Annotated in this window: 14 protein-coding genes; 7 read left to right on the top strand and 7 right to left on the bottom strand. The window is 48.9% G+C overall.

The genetic code is table 11. The annotated features are described in order from the left end of the window. The first annotated feature begins 7 nt into the window (after positions 1-7). The gene (locus PMI41_RS14155; RefSeq protein WP_244423944.1) at positions 8-1,417 is read left to right on the top strand and encodes an ATP-binding protein; all 1,410 of its coding nucleotides are present in this window, start codon (positions 8-10) and stop codon (positions 1,415-1,417) included. Between the two features lie 91 nt (positions 1,418-1,508). On the opposite strand, the gene PMI41_RS14150 is transcribed toward PMI41_RS14155, so the two are convergent. The 4 genes from PMI41_RS14150 to PMI41_RS14130 form a co-directional block, all read right to left on the bottom strand. Beyond that, positions 1,509-1,802, bottom strand: a complete 294-nt coding sequence (locus PMI41_RS14150) for a hypothetical protein (RefSeq protein WP_008125923.1) — start codon at positions 1,800-1,802, stop codon at positions 1,509-1,511. Positions 1,803-2,323: 521 nt separating this feature from the next. Beyond that, positions 2,324-3,157 (bottom strand): glycosyltransferase family 2 protein, encoded by an 834-nt coding sequence (locus PMI41_RS14140; protein WP_244423943.1) that lies wholly within the window; start codon positions 3,155-3,157, stop codon positions 2,324-2,326. Positions 3,158-3,240: 83 nt separating this feature from the next. Beyond that, positions 3,241-5,592 carry an exopolysaccharide transport family protein gene (locus PMI41_RS14135; RefSeq protein ID WP_008125920.1) on the bottom strand — a complete coding sequence of 784 codons (2,352 nt, stop codon included), beginning with the start codon at positions 5,590-5,592 and terminating at the stop codon, positions 3,241-3,243. An 18-nt stretch (positions 5,593-5,610) separates the two neighbouring features. After that, positions 5,611-6,984, bottom strand: coding sequence for a polysaccharide biosynthesis/export family protein (locus PMI41_RS14130; RefSeq protein ID WP_081497141.1), 1,374 nt, complete (start codon positions 6,982-6,984; stop codon positions 5,611-5,613). A 347-nt stretch (positions 6,985-7,331) separates the two neighbouring features. Here PMI41_RS14130 and asnB point away from each other — a divergent pair, with 347 nt between their 5' ends. Genes asnB through PMI41_RS14100 form a run of 6 tightly spaced genes read left to right on the top strand, consistent with a single transcriptional unit; the run spans position 7,332 to position 14,640 of the window. After that, positions 7,332-9,281, top strand: a complete 1,950-nt coding sequence (gene asnB, locus PMI41_RS14125; protein ID WP_008125918.1) for an asparagine synthase (glutamine-hydrolyzing) — start codon at positions 7,332-7,334, stop codon at positions 9,279-9,281. Positions 9,282-9,292: 11 nt separating this feature from the next. After that, complete coding sequence (locus PMI41_RS14120) at positions 9,293-9,562, top strand: acyl carrier protein (RefSeq protein WP_008125917.1); 270 nt, start codon at positions 9,293-9,295, stop codon at positions 9,560-9,562. A 23-nt stretch (positions 9,563-9,585) separates the two neighbouring features. Next, a complete protein-coding gene (locus tag PMI41_RS14115; protein ID WP_008125916.1) occupies positions 9,586-11,121 on the top strand; it encodes a class I adenylate-forming enzyme family protein in 1,536 nt (511 codons plus the stop codon). A 1-nt stretch (position 11,122) separates the two neighbouring features. Continuing rightward, positions 11,123-12,136, top strand: coding sequence for an NAD(+) synthase (gene nadE, locus PMI41_RS14110; RefSeq protein WP_008125912.1), 1,014 nt, complete (start codon positions 11,123-11,125; stop codon positions 12,134-12,136). Positions 12,137-12,151: 15 nt separating this feature from the next. Further along, positions 12,152-13,183, top strand: coding sequence for a glycosyl hydrolase (locus PMI41_RS14105; RefSeq protein ID WP_008125910.1), 1,032 nt, complete (start codon positions 12,152-12,154; stop codon positions 13,181-13,183). A gap of 23 nt (positions 13,184-13,206) precedes the next feature. After that, positions 13,207-14,640 (top strand): O-antigen ligase family protein, encoded by a 1,434-nt coding sequence (locus tag PMI41_RS14100; RefSeq protein ID WP_008125909.1) that lies wholly within the window; start codon positions 13,207-13,209, stop codon positions 14,638-14,640. Here the strand turns inward: PMI41_RS14100 and PMI41_RS14095 are convergent, their stop codons facing one another. The 3 genes from PMI41_RS14095 to PMI41_RS14085 are packed head-to-tail and all read right to left on the bottom strand — an operon-like array spanning position 14,641 to position 20,167. Next, positions 14,641-15,978 carry an HlyD family type I secretion periplasmic adaptor subunit gene (locus tag PMI41_RS14095; protein ID WP_008125908.1) on the bottom strand — a complete coding sequence of 446 codons (1,338 nt, stop codon included), beginning with the start codon at positions 15,976-15,978 and terminating at the stop codon, positions 14,641-14,643. It abuts the gene before it with no gap. Positions 15,979-15,996: 18 nt separating this feature from the next. After that, positions 15,997-18,138, bottom strand: a complete 2,142-nt coding sequence (locus PMI41_RS14090) for a type I secretion system permease/ATPase (protein WP_008125907.1) — start codon at positions 18,136-18,138, stop codon at positions 15,997-15,999. A 34-nt stretch (positions 18,139-18,172) separates the two neighbouring features. Further along, positions 18,173-20,167 (bottom strand): hypothetical protein, encoded by a 1,995-nt coding sequence (locus PMI41_RS14085; protein ID WP_008125906.1) that lies wholly within the window; start codon positions 20,165-20,167, stop codon positions 18,173-18,175. Between the last annotated feature and the right edge of the window lie 107 nt (positions 20,168-20,274).

Here is a 20,274-nt window from a genome sequence, read left to right as displayed (position 1 = left end):
AACGAGCTTGGCGAGCCAGTTCATTACGTTCATGCTCATTGCACTATTCACGGCGCAAGCAATAGGTTTCGCCATTTTCTGGAGCGACAAGCAGCGCGCCCTGAGGGAATCTATCCAAAGTGAATTCCTTAGCCGTGCAGCAACCCTTGCACAGGTTGTGGATGCGCAGCCAACCGATCTCCGCCGTGATGTTCTTTTGGCTAGCGCAACTGGCTACGCCCGCTTCTGGATTTCAGCTAGCGAACCCGTAGACACACAGGTTTGGTTCAGGCAAGCGACAGCGCAACTACAAGAACCATTGCCCAACCTCATAAGCCTGTTTTCAAAACGTGATGGAGATAGGGATGCGGAGGGCCATTCGCTTGAACGAGAATGGCGTGGCAAAGAACTGGCCCGCACAGCAGATAGTGTCAGTAACTGGGCAGCGCTTCCAGTTGGATCATGGCCGCTCTCTACACCAGCCAGATATCTGCGTTTTTCAAACAATGACGGCATTGGGATGGCCGTTCAGTTGAAAGATGGTACTTGGCTCAACGCAGCTTCGTATAAAGCTATAGTGCCGGATTTCTGGAGGACTCAAACCCTGCTCTCCATTGTACTGACTGTCACTATTATTGCACTTATCGGCATCTTCATTGCCAATCGTATTGCCAAGCCACTGCGGGCATTGTCTCAATCAGCAGAGGCGCTCGGACGCGGTGAAAGCATTTCCATATTGCCGGAGACAGGCCCCGATGACATCCGCAACATGTGCGCTGCTTTCAATCGCATGCAGTTGCGACTTCGCCGTTTCGTTGATGACCGTACACGTATGTTGGCAGCCATCAGCCACGATCTGCGGACACCTCTTACAACATTGAGACTTCGTACAGAATTCGTAGCCGATGAGGAATTACAGCAAAAAATGCTTAATACCATCGATGAAATTCAAACAATGACTGAAGCTTCTTTAGTATTTGCCAAAGGAGAGGCCACCGTCGAACAAACGCGACCTGTAGATTTGAATGCATTGGTTGAAAGCTTGTGCTCTGATCTTAAAGAGTTGGGACATAACGTTAAATTTATAGATGGTGAGAAAATTATCTATCGTTGCCGCCCAGACGGCTTGCGGAGGGCAGTGAGAAACTTGATCGAAAACGCTGCGCGCTATGGTGGTGAGGCGTTCGTCCGTCTTCAGCCTACGCCCACGACAATCGATATCATTGTCAATGATTCAGGCCCAGGCATTCCCGAAGAAGAAATCGAACAGGTGTTCGCTCCATTTTATAGATTAGAGCGCTCGCGAAATCGGGAGACGGGAGGTGTTGGTCTGGGCCTGTCCATAGCCCGTGCCATTGTACGTCACCATGGCGGGGATATTGAACTTACCCAGAATAATCCAGGATTGCGTGCAGCAGTCGTTCTGCCAAAAGCATAATTGGGAAATAGTGATAAAAATACCGGCGCCATGCAATCTGCAATGTTGCCGGTATTCTTATGGTCGTAAGCAATACGGGTAATCCGAAAGCTCAGCTATTCCGGTACTCGACTGGCGTTTGGGTTTTACAGATGACTGCCGTGGCTGGATGTAACAGCGGGTTCATAACTGCTTTTGCAGGCATTGGTAACTGTACTTCCGTAATCGGATCCGCTGTATTTAAATATGACGAGGACTGGTTTCCCTGCAGTTCGGACATGGTAAGCGATGTGATAACCATACTGATGAAAATGATGCCTACCATGTATCTACGGCCGATATTTTCAACGGCATCGGTGCACCTGCTTACATATTCGGGATCAAAGTCATTGTTGCCGGTTGTCATAGGTTTCTCCTGCTCAATGAATTAGCGGACCTATGTTCTTGGCTTGCATACACAAGCAAAATAGTCGGGCAGGTCCTTTATCTGCACCGCATCCTATAAAATGAATGTCCCAGAGATATGCCGGAATGGCATTCAATTGTAAAAATCTGTCGCAAATGTCTTCAATTGCTAATGCCATGAGTTCAGGCTCTGCTAGCGCTTAGCGAAGTATCCTGACTCCAGCTATACCTGTTGCGGCACCAGCAATCTTCACCAGGAAATTCCCCATATTGGCATGACGGTAAGGCATAATATGTTGCGCATACTCAAAGAGGCCGCATGCCAATACTATAACTGCCCCGACAAAAATCAGGCGCTTCGGGTAGGTCAAACTAAAAGTGACACCAACTAGCAAAAAAGCAGAAAATCGCTCAACGTTTGGGCCCAACCATGTCGCTGGTCGCAAATTGATCGGCCCAACTGTCATTAACATAATTATTGCGAGCAGTACCCAGGCGGTGGCATGGTGTGCTTCTGGAAAATCAATCAGCCTTTTCCACGTCCAGTACGCCCGACGGCGAAATCCTTCCGCGGAGAAGATCGAAGAGAGCCAATCCATTACCCTTTAGCCGTCCTTTCCTGTCAATCCACGCTTCCGGCGAAATACTGCCGACAAGGTTGGCAATCAGGTTCTTGGATGCCATTGCGATGGCCTTGGAGAATACCATGGTACCTTTCCTCGCCAAATAGTAAGGGTTCGCGATTTGTGAGTAGCCAAACTTTATCCCAGATGTCCGCCCGCTCTTGACACCAAGATGTATACCTCGTTGTTTGTTTGATTTAACGATACGACCATGCTTGGCGAGCAGCCGGCTGAGATCCACATCCTCAAGCCAGCAATAGAGGGGCAGATTTTCATCGAACCAGATTTGATTGCGTCTCAGAACATCAAGGCGTAGCGACATATTGCAGCCATATCCATTATAGATATCGCTTAACAAATCAGGGCGCCAACCTGGATCAACCACCAAGGCTTGTAATAAAACTGCTCCCTCTTTCACCGAAATTCCGGGAGTTCCGATACCATCTACAAGAACGTTTCCGGTCGACACCACAACATCGTCGTGCCGAAGGAATAATTGCTCCACTTCAGCTATGTAGTTAGGCGCCATAAGGAAATCGTCGTCCAGAAATAACAATATGTCGAAGGTTTCTGATGATCGGATTATGTCATTACGCTGCTTGGCTAAACCAGAGGATGACTGCAATAACAGCAAGGACGTCAACATTCCGTTCCCGAAATCTTCCGGGATGTCACTCGACCGGAGCGTACAAACAATAATTTGATCGGGTAAGCGCGTCTGCTGTTCAATCATTGGCACTGTCGCGGCAAGTATGTCTGCTCGACCTGTGGAAGGTATGCCGACCGCGATTCTGAGGCGTTGTCTTGGTGCAGACATTATACTTTGCGCCATTTGAGAGCGGCCCTTAAGTTTGCAAATTTGCCAAAATACTTTCCCGGAGAAAGACGGAAGAACTCTGCGCTTCCGGCAAATGAGAATAAGGAACGCGGTGCGGTCGTGCGTGGATGCCGGGGCGTATTAAAAACCACCCCAATCGCATCTGTATTGATGCCGCTGCAACTTGTTATTGCTGATCCCAGAACATCAAGGGTGACGTTCTGCCGGTCACCCACTGTAAGAATAACGCAATCAACTATAACACTAACTATTCGTGCGTCTGCAGTTGTTGTCAAATCGGGGAGATCAAGAATGATGATATCGTTTTGATCCCGCAACCTGTCGAGATGATTTTCTAAAGCTTGAAGATTGAGATAGCGATATTCTTGGCTGGAATTGTGAGTTATCTCATCTACACCGATCAAAGCTGGCGGCGTAATCACCGACACGGAAGGATACGGCTCTTCGGTCCTGACATCAATCAGCTTTCTAACAGTCCGCACATTAGGTCGGCTCACGCTTTTCTGCATATCAGTTTGGTGCTTTTCTTCGACAACGAGATCAGAAGCTATTGCTTGGTGAGTATTGGTCACCGTACTGTACAGCCGTGTCAGTGTCGGATTGACAGCACACGTATCTATCAGCATCGTTCGGGAACCTGTTGCTGCATAGAGTTGTGCCAAGTTACTGGCGACGGTTGTTTTCCCTTCTCCTGGCAGTGCAGATGTGATGCCTACTACTTTTGCACCCTGCTTACGCATTATCAGATCAAGCGAAGCTTTCGTGCTTCGTACGGCATCTGAAAATAGATGATTAGGGTGATCGAGAACAAAATTCAGCAATTGGTAATGATCTTGCGACGACGTGGTTTTGGAGATCACCTTTGCTGAAACAAATGGCAAGATTCCTAGACTATTCAATCCGAGCTCCCGACGCAGACGGCCCTCAGTCTTGATGCGCCGATCATTCACTTCGCGGACTGCTGAATAAGTAAGCCCCGCCAAGCCACCAAGCACGCTCGCAAGAGCAATAACCAGCGAGCCCTTTGGCCATGTTTTGCCAAGTGGAGTTGCAGCTGCCGACACCATCCGGGAATCACCTACAGGAAATGACTCCTGCTGCAGAGCACTGATTAATTGCTGCATCAGGCTTTGGTACATTTGCCGATAGGTATTTGCACGACTTTCAAGCTCGCCTAACTGGACACGCGCCATACCCTTACTCAATCCCGATTGTATCGTAGCCTGCAATTGATCGTTGACATACTGCTCGCGTCGTTCCGCCGCCTCAACATTCGACTTGTAAACCTGCCCAATTCTGACGAGTTCCTCGCGCACTTCTCTATTCAAACGAGCGATCTCCTGCTGGGCGGTCTGTACCGCCACTCCGCTGTCGCCATAACGCCCTTTCAGTTCATCAAGTTGAGTAGAAGCAGTATTCAACCTCTCGCGCAGGGCCGTTATCTGGGGATTGCGGAGGGCTTCGTCCACATATCCATCGACATAAGTCTCCGACCGCAGAAACTTATTGATCATTGAAAGCTTCGCTCTCTCTGCGGCGGTGTCGGCTTTCGCTCTGGAAAGTTGGACATTGGCTTCTGAAAGTTGTTGTTCATCAAGTGAGGTGGCACCGGCTTGAGAGATTTGATTTTGATTACGAAAATCTTCTACGGCACGAGCGGATGCATTGGCTTGGCCGCTAATCTCCGTAAGCCTGCTTTCCAGCCAAACAGCACCACTTTTTGCGGCGAATGATTTTGCATCAAGACCCGCCTTGATATAGGCATGAGCGGTGGCATTAGCGACTGCTGCAGCTTTGACGGGGTCGGTCGAGTTATACGCTACATCTAGCACGTAGGATTGTCCCACCCGCCAGACACGCAAGCGCTCCAAAAAACCTGCTACGGTTTTGCGCATAGTAAATTCAGGCTCAACCGGCTCCTCTTTATTTGATCGCCAAAATGCAAGGTGGGAAATAAGACCACCACTATCCTGCAGTTCGGGATCTTCGGTAAGTGCGAGCTGCTCGATAACGCTTTTGGCTATAGCCTCCGACCGTATTATCTCGACTTGGCTTTCAACTTCACCTGTTTCGATAACAATAGTGCCCGAGACCGCATCTTGTGAAGCTATTCTTGCCTGCTCCGGATCAATAACAATACGCGCTGTAGCTGTAAAAACCGGCTCCGCTGTCAAGAGATAAATAATGGCGATTAGCACTGATCCCATGATGGATGCGCCAATAAACCGCCAGTTTCGCTGGAGAAATCCGACAATGTCACGAACACCAATCAAGTTGGCATCGTCCTGGAACTCATCGTTTATTGTGGAATACTGTTTTTGTCTGACCATGTTTTTCCCACAATCTGCCTACTGGATAGCTTTAAAGTGTGTTTCCGCAGCACCGGCATCACCTGACAAAGGTGCAAAACTGGCTTTTTCTGCCGAAGTATCATTTTGATCGCTGCCTGCGGTCTTTTGCGAGAAGCGAACGTTGAGCGCAGCTCGCACAACATCTCCTGGCACCAATACGGTGTCCTCGTTTGCGGCTATTTCTATTGGTTGGCTGCCTGTAGTTCTGGTGATGGTGAAGACCAGATCTGGCTCTTGTTTTTCGCCCGGTTTTGTTTTGCCGGATAGTATTGATCCCGCTGCCACAAGCAGCCGTTCTGCTGTATCTTGTCTTATCTTGAGTTGATCCAATGCCGCCTGCGTCGACTGGAGTTCTGTAGTGGCAGTCGTCTGGCGGAGATTTATGAGATTCTGGGCATCGCGACTTGCTTGGCTGATACTTTGCCGCGCGCGCATTATAGCTGTGACCTGATCGAGCCTGTCGGCCTGTAATGTTGTAATTATTCGCTGCAGGTCTGACTGACGCGACGTCGTCGCGATACCACGTTCAACAAGCGGTTTGACTGTCGCAAGCTCCGCATCCATCAATTTGATCTGTTTTTCATGACCCGCAACTTTTTCCTCAAGAACGGCAATCTCCGATGTAAAAAGCCCTCGTAGTTCATCAAGATTCGTCAGTTGCCGTTTCAAGCCATTCGATTGAGTTTCAAATATCGCGCGCTCCTCTGCAATAATGGTGTCCACGCTGGTAGGATCGGCTAACTCGGAAAGGTTCTCCGGAAATTGGATGTCTGCAGCCCCAGCCACTTCTGCTCTCAGGCGCGCAGCACGAGCAAGTGTTCGTACCATCTCGCCATGAACAGATTGGAGCTCTCCAAGGTACTGAATCTGTTCAACTGTTCGGGCTTCTTCCCGCGGCCTATATCTGCCACCTGCCAAGGCAACGGATTGCAAAACTGTCAGCCCCGGCCTAAACCTGTATTCGCCCGGCCTCTCTACGTTTCCCACGAGAAAAATCGCAGGATAATCAACCACCTGTACAGCCACATTCGGCATGGCAACCAAACCGGTCGTCTTCTGTATTCGTTTTGATATTTCATTGGCTGCCGATGCCGCATCCAAAGTAGAGATATCGATGGTGCCAATGAGAGGCAGAAGAACTGTCCCGCTATCAGATACAACATATTCTCCATTAAGCGCCGTCCACTCGCGATATTCGCCGCGCGCAGCAATCCACTCGAGAACCGTCAATCTCAATCTGGTGTATGGAGCAAGTTTATAATCGCCATTGGCATAAGCCGGAAAAGGCAGCGCGGTAAGTAAAGAGACCATTGCCGCTGCAACGAGTTTGCGTACGATCCCGTTGATCGTCCACATAGAATCCGCGTTCATTACTTTTGCCCCATAGTTTATTATTTTACGCTATTATCTTAGAACAATAGGGGGATGGCAATTAATCAATCATGGATTTACACTAATAAATTCGGTTTATAACATGCGCTATTCTATAATATAACAATAAAAATTTTAATAATTGAATTCGAAAGCATATATTATACTGTGGTATTTATTCGATATCACGAGACATTATAATGTATAGTATCATATCGGAATATAGCTAGTATTGCCCTGCCCTTTAAATCCAATTGTTTATTGACCCTTGAGGCTCATATTATACCCTTCAACGACTGGGCCAAAGCGGGGAATATACCTCGCAGCTACAGTCATTGGGGGCATCAATGTGCGGAATCGCAGGCTATTTCGCCTCAGACGGCGTCTACCAAAATGGACATTCATTGTTGGGGTCCATGGTCGGTGAGATAGCGCACCGCGGACCTGACGAGAATGGTATTTATGTAGACCAACATGCTGGACTCGGACACAGGCGGCTTTCAATTGTCGGGCTGGGCGATGGGCAGCAACCCATGACAAATGCTGCTGGCAACCTTGTCATCAGCTATAATGGCGAAGCCTTTAATTATGTCGAGCTGCGCGATGATCTGATTGCACAAGGTCACGTCTTCCGCACGACAAGCGATACTGAGGTAATACTGCATCTCTACGAAGAAATGGGCCCCGATTGCGTCAAAAAAATAAATGGGGATTTTGCGTTTGCCCTATGGGATAAAAAACGTCGCCGAATGATGTTGGCACGAGACCGGATGGGTGTGCGTCCGTTATTTTATACTTGGTATAATGGCACTATCTTCTTCGCATCGGAAGCCAAATCACTACTGACCGTTCCTGGAATCGAAGGTGATATTGATACTTATGCTCTGGACCAGATATTCACGCTTTGGGCACCTATCACTCCTCGCACAATCTTCAAGAACATTTTCGAACTACAGCCAGCACACTCAATGTTAGTAGAGGGTGAAGTATGCAAAACAGTGCCATACTGGAATCTTCAATACCCTGACCGGGATAGTGCTAGTCCCGCACGATCTGAAGATGATGTCGCTGAAGAACTACTCCACCTTTTGACAGACGCCACACGCATTCGCTTGCGGGCAGACGTTCCCGTAGGATCATACCTGTCAGGAGGACTGGACTCCTCTGCGGTATCGGCCATCGCGGCAAAAATTGCACCAAATCGTTTGCGAACATTTTCCATCGGGTTTGACTCAGCTGAACATGATGAGACCTCTTTCCAGATGGAAATGGTGGAATCATTAGGCACCAATCATTCGACACTTATCTGTTCCGGAAACGATATCGCCAATATCTTTCCCGCAGTTATTACTCATGCGGAAAGGCCTATCTTACGTACGGCACCGGCACCACTTTATCTGCTGTCTAACCTAGCAAAAAGCGAAGGATATAAGGTCGTTTTAACTGGCGAAGGTGCTGACGAAGTTTTTGCTGGTTATGACATATTTCGCGAAGCCAAAGTTCGCCGCTTCTGCGCCTCACAACCGAATTCGCGAGTACGTCCAAATCTATTCAAAAAGCTCTACCCTTATCTCAATAGTCTCAAGCAGCAGTCTCCAGAATACCTGGCTGCGTTTTTCGGTACGGCTGCTGATGATCTTGGTGATCCTTTGCACTCGCATCGACCAAGATTTCGGGGAACCGCTGCAACAAAGATGTTCTTCTCACAGGAGCTGCAAACTGCGCTGAAGGGTTACGATGCAACCGAAGATCTGGCCTCCGGACTTCCAATAGATTTCGCGCGCTGGCATCCATTGCACCAAGCACAATATCTGGAAACCTCTTTGTTGTTGCCAGGATACATTTTGAATTGTCAGAGCGACCGGATGGCAATGGCTCATGGTGTTGAGGGGCGCTTTCCTTTTCTCGATCATCGTCTTGTTGAGTTTGCGTCACGCATTCCTGTTGGGATGAAACTGAAAGGCCTCGCTGAAAAGCACATTCTCAAGCGTGCCGTTCGCAATCTGGTCCCTCAAAATATAACAGCAAGGCCGAAACAGCCTTACCGTGCACCGGATAGCCGTTCTTTTGTAAGGGGTGCAATACCTGACTATGTTCGGGAATCGATGAGTGTAGCGGCCGTGTCGGATATTGGCCTGTTCAATCCTGTTGCCGTCAGCAAGCTTTTTGAGAAATGCGCACACGGTATCCATGCTGGCTATCGTGATGACTCGGCCTTTGTCGGAATTCTCTCAACGCAAATTTGGCATCAAACTTTCACAACACAATCACAGCAGCACGCCGTTGCTGCAGAATGAAGGAAAGAAAAATGACATCCGACCTTAAAACTCAGATCAGGACATTCATCGTAGAAAACTACCTATTCGGCGACGCAAGCCATCCACTTGATGACAAAACATCGCTTATTGAAACCGACATAATAGATTCCACCGGCGTACTCGAGCTTGTAACTTATCTGGAAGACACCTTTGAAATCAGCGTTCAAGACTCTGAAATCGTTCCAGCAAATCTCGATTCGATCGCCAGTATCGCGAGCTATGTGGCGAGTAAAACCGTCCTCCAGCGATCCGTTGCCTAAATCTGGGAAAGAGTGGAGCAATCATGCGGATCGAGGACGTACTTCGTCAAACGGCGAAACGGTTAGGTAGCAAGACCGTGCTGATCGCCGGAGATAAACGATTGAGTTATGCCGAACTCGATAGTTTATCTGATCGGTTGGCAGCTTCCTTGTGGTCACAAGGAATAATGCGCGGTGACCGCGTCCTGGTATTCATGAACAATTGCTGGGAAGCAACGGTTGCCATCTATGCCATCTTGAAAACTGGCGCTGTTTTCAGCCCGATCAATGCTTCAACAAAACCGGATAAACTCGCTTACATCATCGAAAATTGTCGAGCGCGCGCAATCATAACGCAGGACAAACTAACTTTAATCGCTGTTGAGGCGATCGGGTCAAGTACCACCTGCGAACTCATAGTGGCTAAGCGCGATAATGAACCCGCGCAACCAGGAACGCACTCCTTTACTCACATGCTGCAAGTTGAAACGCATCCTGTACCCCACGGAGGCATTGATGTTGATTTGGCGATGTTGATCTACACGTCTGGGTCAACCGGTCGGCCCAAGGGTGTGATGATGAACCATCGCAATATAGAGGCTGCAGCCACGTCAATAACCACCTATGTCCAGAACCTCGAGGACGACATAATTCTTAATGTACTGCCACTCGCGTTCGACTACGGACTCTATCAACTCTTCATGACGGTGCGCAGCGGCGCTACCCTTGTGCTTGAAGCGTCGTTTGGTTTTCCGCAGGCAATTTTCGATGTCATGCGCCGCGAACATGTTACTGGATTTCCTTTGGTTCCGACTATGGCTGCTCTGATATTGCAGATGCGAGACATTGAGCCGGGCTTCCTTCCAAATCTTCGTTACATCACCAATACTGCAGCAGCCTTACCACCTGCGCACATTGCCCGTTTACGCGAACTTTTCCCCGAGGTGCGCCTTTACTCGATGTATGGTCTCACCGAATGCAAGCGCTGTACCTACTTGCCGCCCGAGCAGCTTGATTTTCGTCCAGGCTCCGTTGGCATCGCCATTCCAAACACAGAAGCATTTGTCGTTGATGATGAAGGCAGGACGGTCGAGCCCGGCAATGTTGGTGAACTGGTCATCCGTGGACCTCATGTCATGCAAGGGTATTGGGAAAATGATGAGGCTACGGCACAAATGCTGCGGTCGGGCCCGAATCCTTGGGAACGAGTCTTGTATACCGGCGACCTCTTTTCTATGGACCGAGACGGTTATCTCTATTTTGTCGGACGCAAAGACGACATCATAAAAACGCGCGGAGAGAAAGTCGCGCCGAAAGAAGTCGAAGCTGTTTTGCATTCTTGCCCTGGCATTGCAGAAGCAGTCGTGATTGGTGTTGACGATCCGGTGCTCGGTCAATCCATTCGGGCAATTGTCGTACTAAGCGACCTCAATCTGACTGACCGCGAAATAATTCGTCATTGCGCAAGGAATCTTGAAGATTTCATGGTTCCGAAATCCGTCGAATTTCGTGTGAGCCTCCCCAAGACAGATACCGGTAAGGTCAGTCGCAGACTGGCCGCCGAGCCGCAGGAGAACTGACATGAACAATCATGCAAGTCCGGCAACCGCAGATGTATCTAAAATATCGTTGACGATAGACCCTGAAGCGGAAACCAACCGGATTGCTACCGCAATGCGGGAACAAGTCCGCCAAACCCTGCGGCGGCGCGGCCTAATTCTTGGCCTGTCAGGCGGGGTTGATTCCAGTGTTTGTGCCGCACTAGCCGCAAGGGCAGTCGGCGCAAAAAATGTTCTCTGTCTTTTTATGCCTGAGAATGACTCTGACCCTGACAGCCTTCGATTGGGTAGATTGGTTGCAGACACATTTGGTCTGGAAAGCCTTGTGGAGGATATTGGTACTTCGCTCGAGGCAATGGGCTGTTATGCACGGCGCGACGACTTCATCAAGCAAATTGAGCCGGAGTTTGGCCCGGGGTGGGCCTCAAAAATAGTCATTGCCAATGCACTTACAAACGAAGGTTACAATATATCCTCTCTTGTTTTGCAGCGTCCCGACGGTACCATCAAGAAACTGCGCATGCCGAGTTCGGTTTATCTTGGCATCGTTGCTGCAACCAATATGAAGCAGCGCACCCGCAAACAAATTGAGTATTACCATGCCGACCGTATGAATTATGCAGTCATAGGCACACCCAATTTGCTTGAATACGACCAAGGATTCTTCGTCAAGAACGGCGATGGAGCCGCCGATCTGAAGCCCATTGCGCATCTCTACAAGTCGCAAGTTTATCAGCTTGCCACATATCTCGGCGTGCCAACGGAAATCACGTCGCGGCCGCCGACTACAGACACTTATCAATTGGCACAGACCCAGGAAGAATTCTATTTTGCTCTCCCGTATGGCCAGATGGATCAGTGCCTGTATGGATTGAACACCTCAATGCCGGCCGCCGTTACAGCAAAATCTGCCCACCTCACCGAGGAACAAGTACTCCGTGTTTGGAGCGATATTCGCGCGAAACGGAAGGCAACACGCTACCTGCATCTTGGACCACAGTTTGTAACTGCAATAGCCGATTTCCACGATGCTTAGTCGAAGAGTATTTTAATGGCACAGAAAAGCTTTCTCGCAGCGGCTGTCATGTCAGTGGCTCTGCTGATACCAAGTGCGAGAGCGGCTGACCCAAGTTTCATTTGGGGGCTAAATGGCCACCCTCTGGCGTCCTATCATGGGGTAACTCTTGAGGAGCAAATAGCCTACGCGAAATCCCTTGGTGCAAAATCTTATCGTGTGGATGTGCAATCAGCTGGGCAATTGCCCAAGCTGATGGAATTGGTAGACCTTGCTGCTATTGATGGCGTTGAAATACTACCTGTCTTAACTCCAAAAATCGACCTGAGCACAGCAACAGTCGACGACATTTATGCATTCTCAAAAAACTTGGCTTACGAAACTGCAGTGTTGTTGCGCGGCAAGATAAAAGTTTGGGAACTCGGCAATGAACTTGAGAATTTTGCGATCATCCAACCTTGCGAAATGAGAGATGACGGAACGCAATATCCCTGTGACTGGGGCCCAGCGGGAGGGCTGTACCCACTGGATTATTATGGGCCACGTTGGGAGAAAGTGGCAGCAATAATGCGAGGCCTCGATGATGGTATGAAACAGGCAGGTGGTAATTACCTTACAGCCATGGGTACTGCCGGTTGGGGTCATATTGGCGCTTTTCAAAGGATGAAGCAGAGTGGTCTGGCATGGGATATCTCTGTTTGGCATCTTTATGGCGAGGATCCGGAGTGGGCGTTTAAGGTATTGGCGGAATATGGAAAGCCTATCTGGATAACTGAATTCAACCATCCGAAAGGCAGCACTGAAAGTGAAGCTGCCCAAGCGGCTGGTCTAAAAACAATGATGGAGATGCTGCAACGTTTACGAAAACGCTATCCAATAGAGGCAGCTCACATTTACGAGCTAATGGATGAGACCTACTGGGCACCAGATTTTGAAGCTTACATGGGCCTTATTCAACTCGATAGCGATGGCAAGAATAGTTGGCGTTCCGGCAGGCCAAAAGCAGCATTCAAAATAGTCCAGGACTTCATACGACAAGATAATTTGACCGGAAGTCAAAGCCAATGAAACCGATAGGCATCCGTTAAATCATGGCAACCAATTTTTTCGGTGTATGCGTCATACTATTCGGTATTCTAGCCCAGTTCATGCATCACCGTTATGCATTGTATGGCATGATAATCTTTACACTGTTCGGAGCTGCCGCCGCGGTTACGATGCCCGCTCTGGGAGGTGCTTCTATCCTTGTTGCTAACGCATTTATGGTATTCTTCGCTCTCCGTATTCTACGCATTACGGGCCTAAAGCCAGCAATCAGCAGCTTGCTCTATCCCAGCACTGGCTTTTGGCTATTACTACTGATTGTCTATGGAGTGATTGCAACCGCATTCTTTCCGAGGTTGATGGCCGGGATAACAGAAACGATGGTTGTGCAACGGTTGCCGGCAGGTCTTAGCCGAATTGCACTCAACCCACTGAGTTTTTCCAGCACACATATCACCCAGACGGTTTATGCACTTGGAGGCATCGCATGTTTCGCCGCATCATTTGCTTATTTCCGGACACGCAATGCCTATCAGCATTTCCTTACTGCATTCTTTGTTTTGTGCAGCTTGAATGTATTGTTCGCAATGGCAGATCTTATCACGTTTGCTACTGGTCCAATCGACTTTCTGGATTTCATCCATACAGCTAATTATTCCTTGATGACCAACGTTGAAATGGCCGGTCTGAAGCGCATTTCGGCAACTTTTCCGGAATCTTCCAGCTTTGCCAGTTTCACGCTCATCCTATTTGCCATTTCAGCGAGTTTGTATCTCGATCGTATACGACCATTATTTTCAGGTGTATTTGCTTTAGCTTTTTTGTTTTTGCTTGCGCTTTCAACATCGGGTACCGCCTATGTCGGATTGATTTTCGTCTTGTTGATGTTGACAATCCAATCCGTTCTCCCGGTTTTGCACGGCGGAAAGATGCGCAAACCTCTGCTACTATGTGCGGGAGGATTGATCATCATTGCTATCATGCTGCTAGTCGCAGTTCTGTCCCCCACCCTTGTCGAAGCGATAGGGTCATTCCTTAATGAAAGCCTGTTTGGTAAGCTCAATAGTGACTCCGGAAGGGAGCGGGGTCACTGGAACCAAGTAGCTTGGTCAAATTTCCTTGATAGCTATGGGCTAGGTGTTGGGATCGGTGGGGCCCGAGCCTCAAGTTATCTCTTTGTACTGCTTTCCAATGTCGGTTTACCGGGCTTTTTATGTTTTACGATATTCATTCTGTCGACGTTGTTCGGTCAGCCCGTATTCCGCATCGGCTCCGTTCAACGCAATATTGTGCGTGCAATACGCTCCGGTCTTGGAGCGAGCCTTATCGCTGCATTCCTTGTCAGCACTGTTTATGATCTGGGCATGCTTTTTTACGTGCTCGCGGGTGCCGCAGCCGTTGGTGTTTATCCGGCCATCGCACGAACAAACGTGCCCGAGCAAGATGTCGCCCAGTTCAGACAAGTAGTCCAAAAACAATGATCAGGACTCTCTGAATGCACGGGACATACTGTCGATCACCGGCTTGGCCAAATACTCAAAGAATGTGCGTTCATGCGTTTGAATAAGAATGTCGGCCGGCATTCCCGGCGTTGGTGTAAAGCCATGGATACGCGCAAGTTCGTCGGCAGGTATACTGACGCGTGCTATATAAATGTCCTGCTTTTGTCCTGCTGTTGTATCGGCCATGGAGTCAGCAGACACATAATCAACTCGGCCATTGATAATTGGCGTGGTGCGTTGATTTAGGCCACTCAAGCGAATATGAGCCTCCTGCCCTTCCTTGACCTCATCAATCTGCATGCGCGGTATCTGCGCTTCAATAATGAGCGGAACACCCGTAGGTAGTATTTCAACTATAGGCTTTCCACTTTCAATAACGCCACCGGATGTATGGTAATATAACCGGATAACTGTTCCTGAAACAGGCGCTTTGATCAGGGTACGATTGAGGATGCTTTCAGCCTGACGTGTCTGTTCACGTACCGTGTCAAGCTCCGCCTCTGCACTTTGAATCTCATCGAGAGCTGCTTGTTTTTCAGTGTCTTTCGTCTGAATAATTTCTTTCTGAAATTTCTCGATCTGCGCGTTCACTTCCATGATTTCTGCTTCCAGACGTGCAATGTTGCCTTCTCCATCGGCGACTGCACGTTCAAGAACGCTCACTTCAGATCTTGCCATCAATCCTTTTTTGAAGAGAGAATATTTCGACAAGTACTCTGTTTTCAGCAACTTGACTTGCGTTCTGGTAGATTCGATTTGAGCTGTTCGACCGATACGTCGGAATTCAAGCGCAGAAATATTGCGCTCCATCATTTGTAATTCATTTGCATATTTTGCGTGGGCAGCATCAAAATTATCGCTTTGACTGTCACTCACGGCACGTATTTCCGGATTGCCTATGTTTTCCAGAATGATCTTGGGAGCCTGATACCTTTCTTCACCGCGAACAACAGCATGCAATCGTGCCAGAATAGCCTCAAGGCGAGCTTGCCTTAAAAATAGCTGCTGGGAGTTTGCTTTTGCAGCGGTTTCATCAAGACGCACGAGATCATCATTTTCGTGAACCTTGTCGCCTTCACGGACCAGCAAATCTTTGATTATGCCGCCCTCAAGATGCTGCACAACCTTATTCTTGCCTGTAGCCACGAAACTTCCCGGTGCAATTACGGCGGCGGCTAAAGGGGCTGTCGCAGCCCATGTTCCAAAGCCACCAAAGCAAACGAAGACCAGAGCGATGCCGAACTTACTATATGGCTTGATTGATCGCGGAACACCATCATACCATTCGAGATTGTTCATTACGCTGGCGGCAGTCATTGCATTGCTCCCATTTTCTTATTCAGCCGCCCGGATTGATTGAACCGGTTCTTTTGGCTTGTTTTTTCTGGAGAGTGCTTCCATCACAGTCTCGCGTGTCCCAAACATGGTCACGGTGCCATTGTTTAGCACCATGATCTTATCGACGCAGCTCAGAAGCGCAGGGCGCTGCGTTATGGTTACAACCGTTATTTTGTGTTTCTTTGCGTGAAACAGGGCTTTCGTAAGCGCCACATCGCCCTGCTGATCCAAGTTCGAGTTCGGTTCGTCAAGCACAACAAGAGTGGGATTGCCAAAGAATGCGCGCGCCAAGGCGATACGTTGCTTCTGTCCACCAGAAAGCGGAGCACCGTCCGCTGCAACAACTGTCTCATATCCTTGCGGAAATGTCGCAATAAGTTCGTGCACGTCTGCCAAGACGGCTGCATCAAAAATCGCTTGATCACTAACGTCCTCACGCATTCTAGCGATATTGGCTTTGATAGTACCCGGGAACAACTGTACGTCCTGAGGGAGATAGCCGATATTTTCACCGAACTGGCGTTGATCCCAGTTACGCAGATCCATCAGGTCCAAACGTACGCTTCCCGAAGTAGGCAGAATGGATCCAACCAGCATCTTGCCGAGCGTAGTCTTTCCAGCCCCTGAGTTGCCAATAACGGCCATCGATTCCCCAGGCATCAATGTAAAAGAAATACCATTCAAAATGACCTTCTTATTTGGTGGTGGAACGTACAATATGCGCTCTACATCAAGTCGGCCTTGCGGATCGGGTAACCGCAAACGTTCGAGATTTAATGGGGAGTTTTGAAGAAGGCTTCGTATCCTGCTGAAAGCAGACCGAAACTGGATAAAACTGTTCCAGCCTTCGATAGCACCTTCAATGGGTGCCAACGCGCGTCCTGCAATAATCGAGGCAGCAATAGCCATGCCGCCAGTCAGTTGTCCGTCAATGGCAAGATGTGCACCCCACCCCAACATTGCGACCTGCGTCAACAATCGCGAACATTTGGAAACGGTTGCAAAAATGATATTTCGATCCTGAGCTCGAACTTGCGATTTCAGTGAGCCAGCCATATCACGCCCCCATATACGAACGGCTTCCGGGATCATGGCGAGAGCATTGATAATTTGCGAGTTACGCGACATGGAGTCGAGATGAAGCATCGCGCGGCTTTGATAGTTAGTCGCCTCAGCAAAGGAAGCTGCGGTGGCCCGCTGATTAATAAATGCAATGATGATTAATAGCAAAGACGAGATGACAACAATGTATCCCAGATGAGGGTGGATCAAGAAAACGGCAAGGAGGAATATCGGTGCAATTGGCGCATCAAAAAAAGAAAGCAAAGTGCCTGATGTGAGAAATGAACGTAATTGCTGAAGATCACCAAGTACTTGATAGTCCTTGCCATTGCCATGCAAGGAAGCCCGGGCAGCAGCGCTCAAGATTGGAGCACCGAGTTGCACAGCGACCTCGACCGCCGTACGCATGAGAATAAATCGACGGATCGCATCAAGGATAACCTGCACGAATACAGCACCTACGATAACCACGGTCAGCATGACGAGCGTATCCGTTGAACGGCTCGTGAGGACGCGGTCCGATATCTGGAATAGATAAATCGGGATTGCCAGAACGAGGATGTTCAAGAAAATCGTGAAGCCCATCGCTATAATCAGGTTTCTTCGAACGGCGTTAACACCATTCTTGAAGCTATCTACAAAGTTTGCAGCTGCTACCCGCTTGTGGAAGCTCCCTCCATTGCCGCCATTGCTCGCGATATTGTTGTTGCCGGAACCATTGCCATTAGAACCGATTTCTTTGGGTGGGAGTACGTTGCGATCCGCATCAATAACCTTGCCAAGACCTTCCCCAATAATGAATGATGGAGCACCAGTATCGCTGCGATTGGATGGTTCAGTTAGCTTTACCGGTTCAACTTCAGGTGCCGCTATTTCGCCCAAACCAGCCTTCTCGAAAGCTGACTTTTCTGGCGGAACCGTATTGAGAACAATCCTTTCAGCAGCGACTTGTAATATCGATTTTTCCATCTCTGCGAGCAATGCATCAAACTCAATTCTATCCTGTTCCCGAGCATTCATCGCTTGCCGCGACCGTTGCGAAATCACCCGCAAATCAGCCTGTTCATCATACTTCATTGATCTCGCGTCCCCCACGCATTCTTCTTATTTTCTAGGCGAGAGCTGTTTGCATCACATCCACAGAATGTGTCGTATCTGAAAGATGAATTGGTGCATGGTCGGTGGTTTGCGGCTGCAAGGCATCATCGCCGAGAAACGCAACGACTTCATTGGCCAGAGGCTGCATCTGACCTGTCATGTGCCCCGGTTGCTGCACGATGATTTCTGCCTGAATGAGAATGGAGTCTGAGTATACTCCTCCGCCCACATAAGACGTTCCGTTGCCATGACCACTGTCAACGATCGTGGCGATATTGATGAGTGCGTTCGAACCGGTGCTTACGTCCCAAACAGTATCGTGAGATGCGGCACGTAGCGCATCCTCATAATGAGCGACATAATCTGAATCACCTAGAATATTGGTCTGACTTATATAGTTGAGATCGTAGACATTGCCTGAAATATACAACATCTTCAGAGCTGCTATCCCTTGCAGTGCCTGATCCGAGTGAAAGCCATCCGGCATCTTGTGATTGCCGTTTGCCAGTCCGTCTATGGCTTGCTTGTAGTGATCCGGAAGTCCTGCGACCCAGTTTGTTGTACCTGAGGTCTGTATGTTTGCCGAGTTCCAAAGAAGATTGTCACTCGTTGATAATTTGCCGTTATACGCACCAGCGCCGCCGGCGGTTGTCAGTGTATCATCGTCAAAAAGCACATTCGTCTGGAAGATGAGATTGCCGCTGTAAAGGTGACCGCCGATAATCACCAGATCATAAGAACTGCAAAGATTGGCGAAGGAAGCGGTATTCATCATACCATTCGAGCCAGTTGTTATTGTGGTATACGAGCCTCCCGATGTCAGCACGTGTGCGTCATTGTCTGACAGAAAGTTGTACTGTGAAATCCAGTTCATCTGCATGAGATCTCCGTTCATCACGGTGACCTGCCAGTTTTGTGGAAAGACCGGGGACTCGCCGGTAGCTGCAGGAACCTGAACTTGCCCAGTATGCGAAATAAAATTTGCAATATTCATCGCGTTGGTCGACGGCGAACATAACTTTTGCTGGCCCGCAAAGCCGTTGTTGAAGCTGTCTACGTCGCTATAGGCATTGGTTTGAACGACGGCATTGATGTTGTAGTAATTGCCTGCAACTGCAAAATGCGCGCCGGAAGTTCCCGTATTGGTGAGAACAACCTCGTTTACTAGAATATTTGAACCAGCCTCTACAGATATTGAACCTGCAATGTCTTTGCCACTAACAACCGTTGTTTCGCGACCGGTTATAGGTGTTGGAGAATTTGAAGTGCTCAACTGCGCAGGTTTATAGTCATCAAGAACCGGAGCGGCGGCTGCTTTAACGCCGTTTATATAGACGCCTTCGGATGGCGAAGAAATAATTGTCACACCAGGTGTGCCGGTCAGCAGTTCTTCTGCATGACTTATGCTTTCGCCTTGATCGCTGAAAAACTGCGGCATGGCAGATGTTGTTTCCGGCAGTTCGTGAGCGAATGAATCTGAAACAAGCAGGGCTTCTACGGACAGGTCGGCCAGACCGGAATTATCGCCCCAGTGCACGCCAGCGGTAGAGTGATCGCCCATTATGATCACATCATTATCGAGCATATGGCTCGTTTGTTGTAATACCAATGATGTTTCAGGAGCCTGTGGGCCCACGAATGGCTCCTGTCCTAAAGTTTGATTATGGCCTCCGTGACCTGAAGTATGCAGAGGTTGGAATTTATGATGCACACCATGGCCATGTAGTTGCACCTCAATTGGCTCCACATCAGCCCACTCCAACGCAGCATTGCCGACTGGTGCCCAAGGAATGGGAATGTAATCCACATCAGGATTGAATAAGGCAGGTGCAAGTTGCATGTGCGGATCAGTCTGAATAGCCAATATTTCGCCGTGCGAAGGTGGAGTATCGGGTGCAGCCTTGAACTCCCGATACTCCAGTCGCATCTTTACAGCTTCAATGGATGTGCTGAAGTACCCTATAAAGTGCGTAATGGATTCTGAAACTTGATCACCAAATCCGAGCATTTTTTTGATGGCTCCCGCCAATTATGCTTTCTATATCTTTGTTCGGTAGAGTTGATCTGCGCGCTTTGCGCGCAGATCATTTTCGAAACGGGCAACTGGCCCGCTAA

This window comes from Phyllobacterium sp. YR531 (genome assembly GCF_000282595.1).
Taxonomy (GTDB): Bacteria; Pseudomonadota; Alphaproteobacteria; order Rhizobiales; family Rhizobiaceae; genus Phyllobacterium.
The sequence above is the reverse complement of the archived record's forward strand: the minus strand, read 5'-3'. Positions and strand labels throughout refer to the sequence as shown.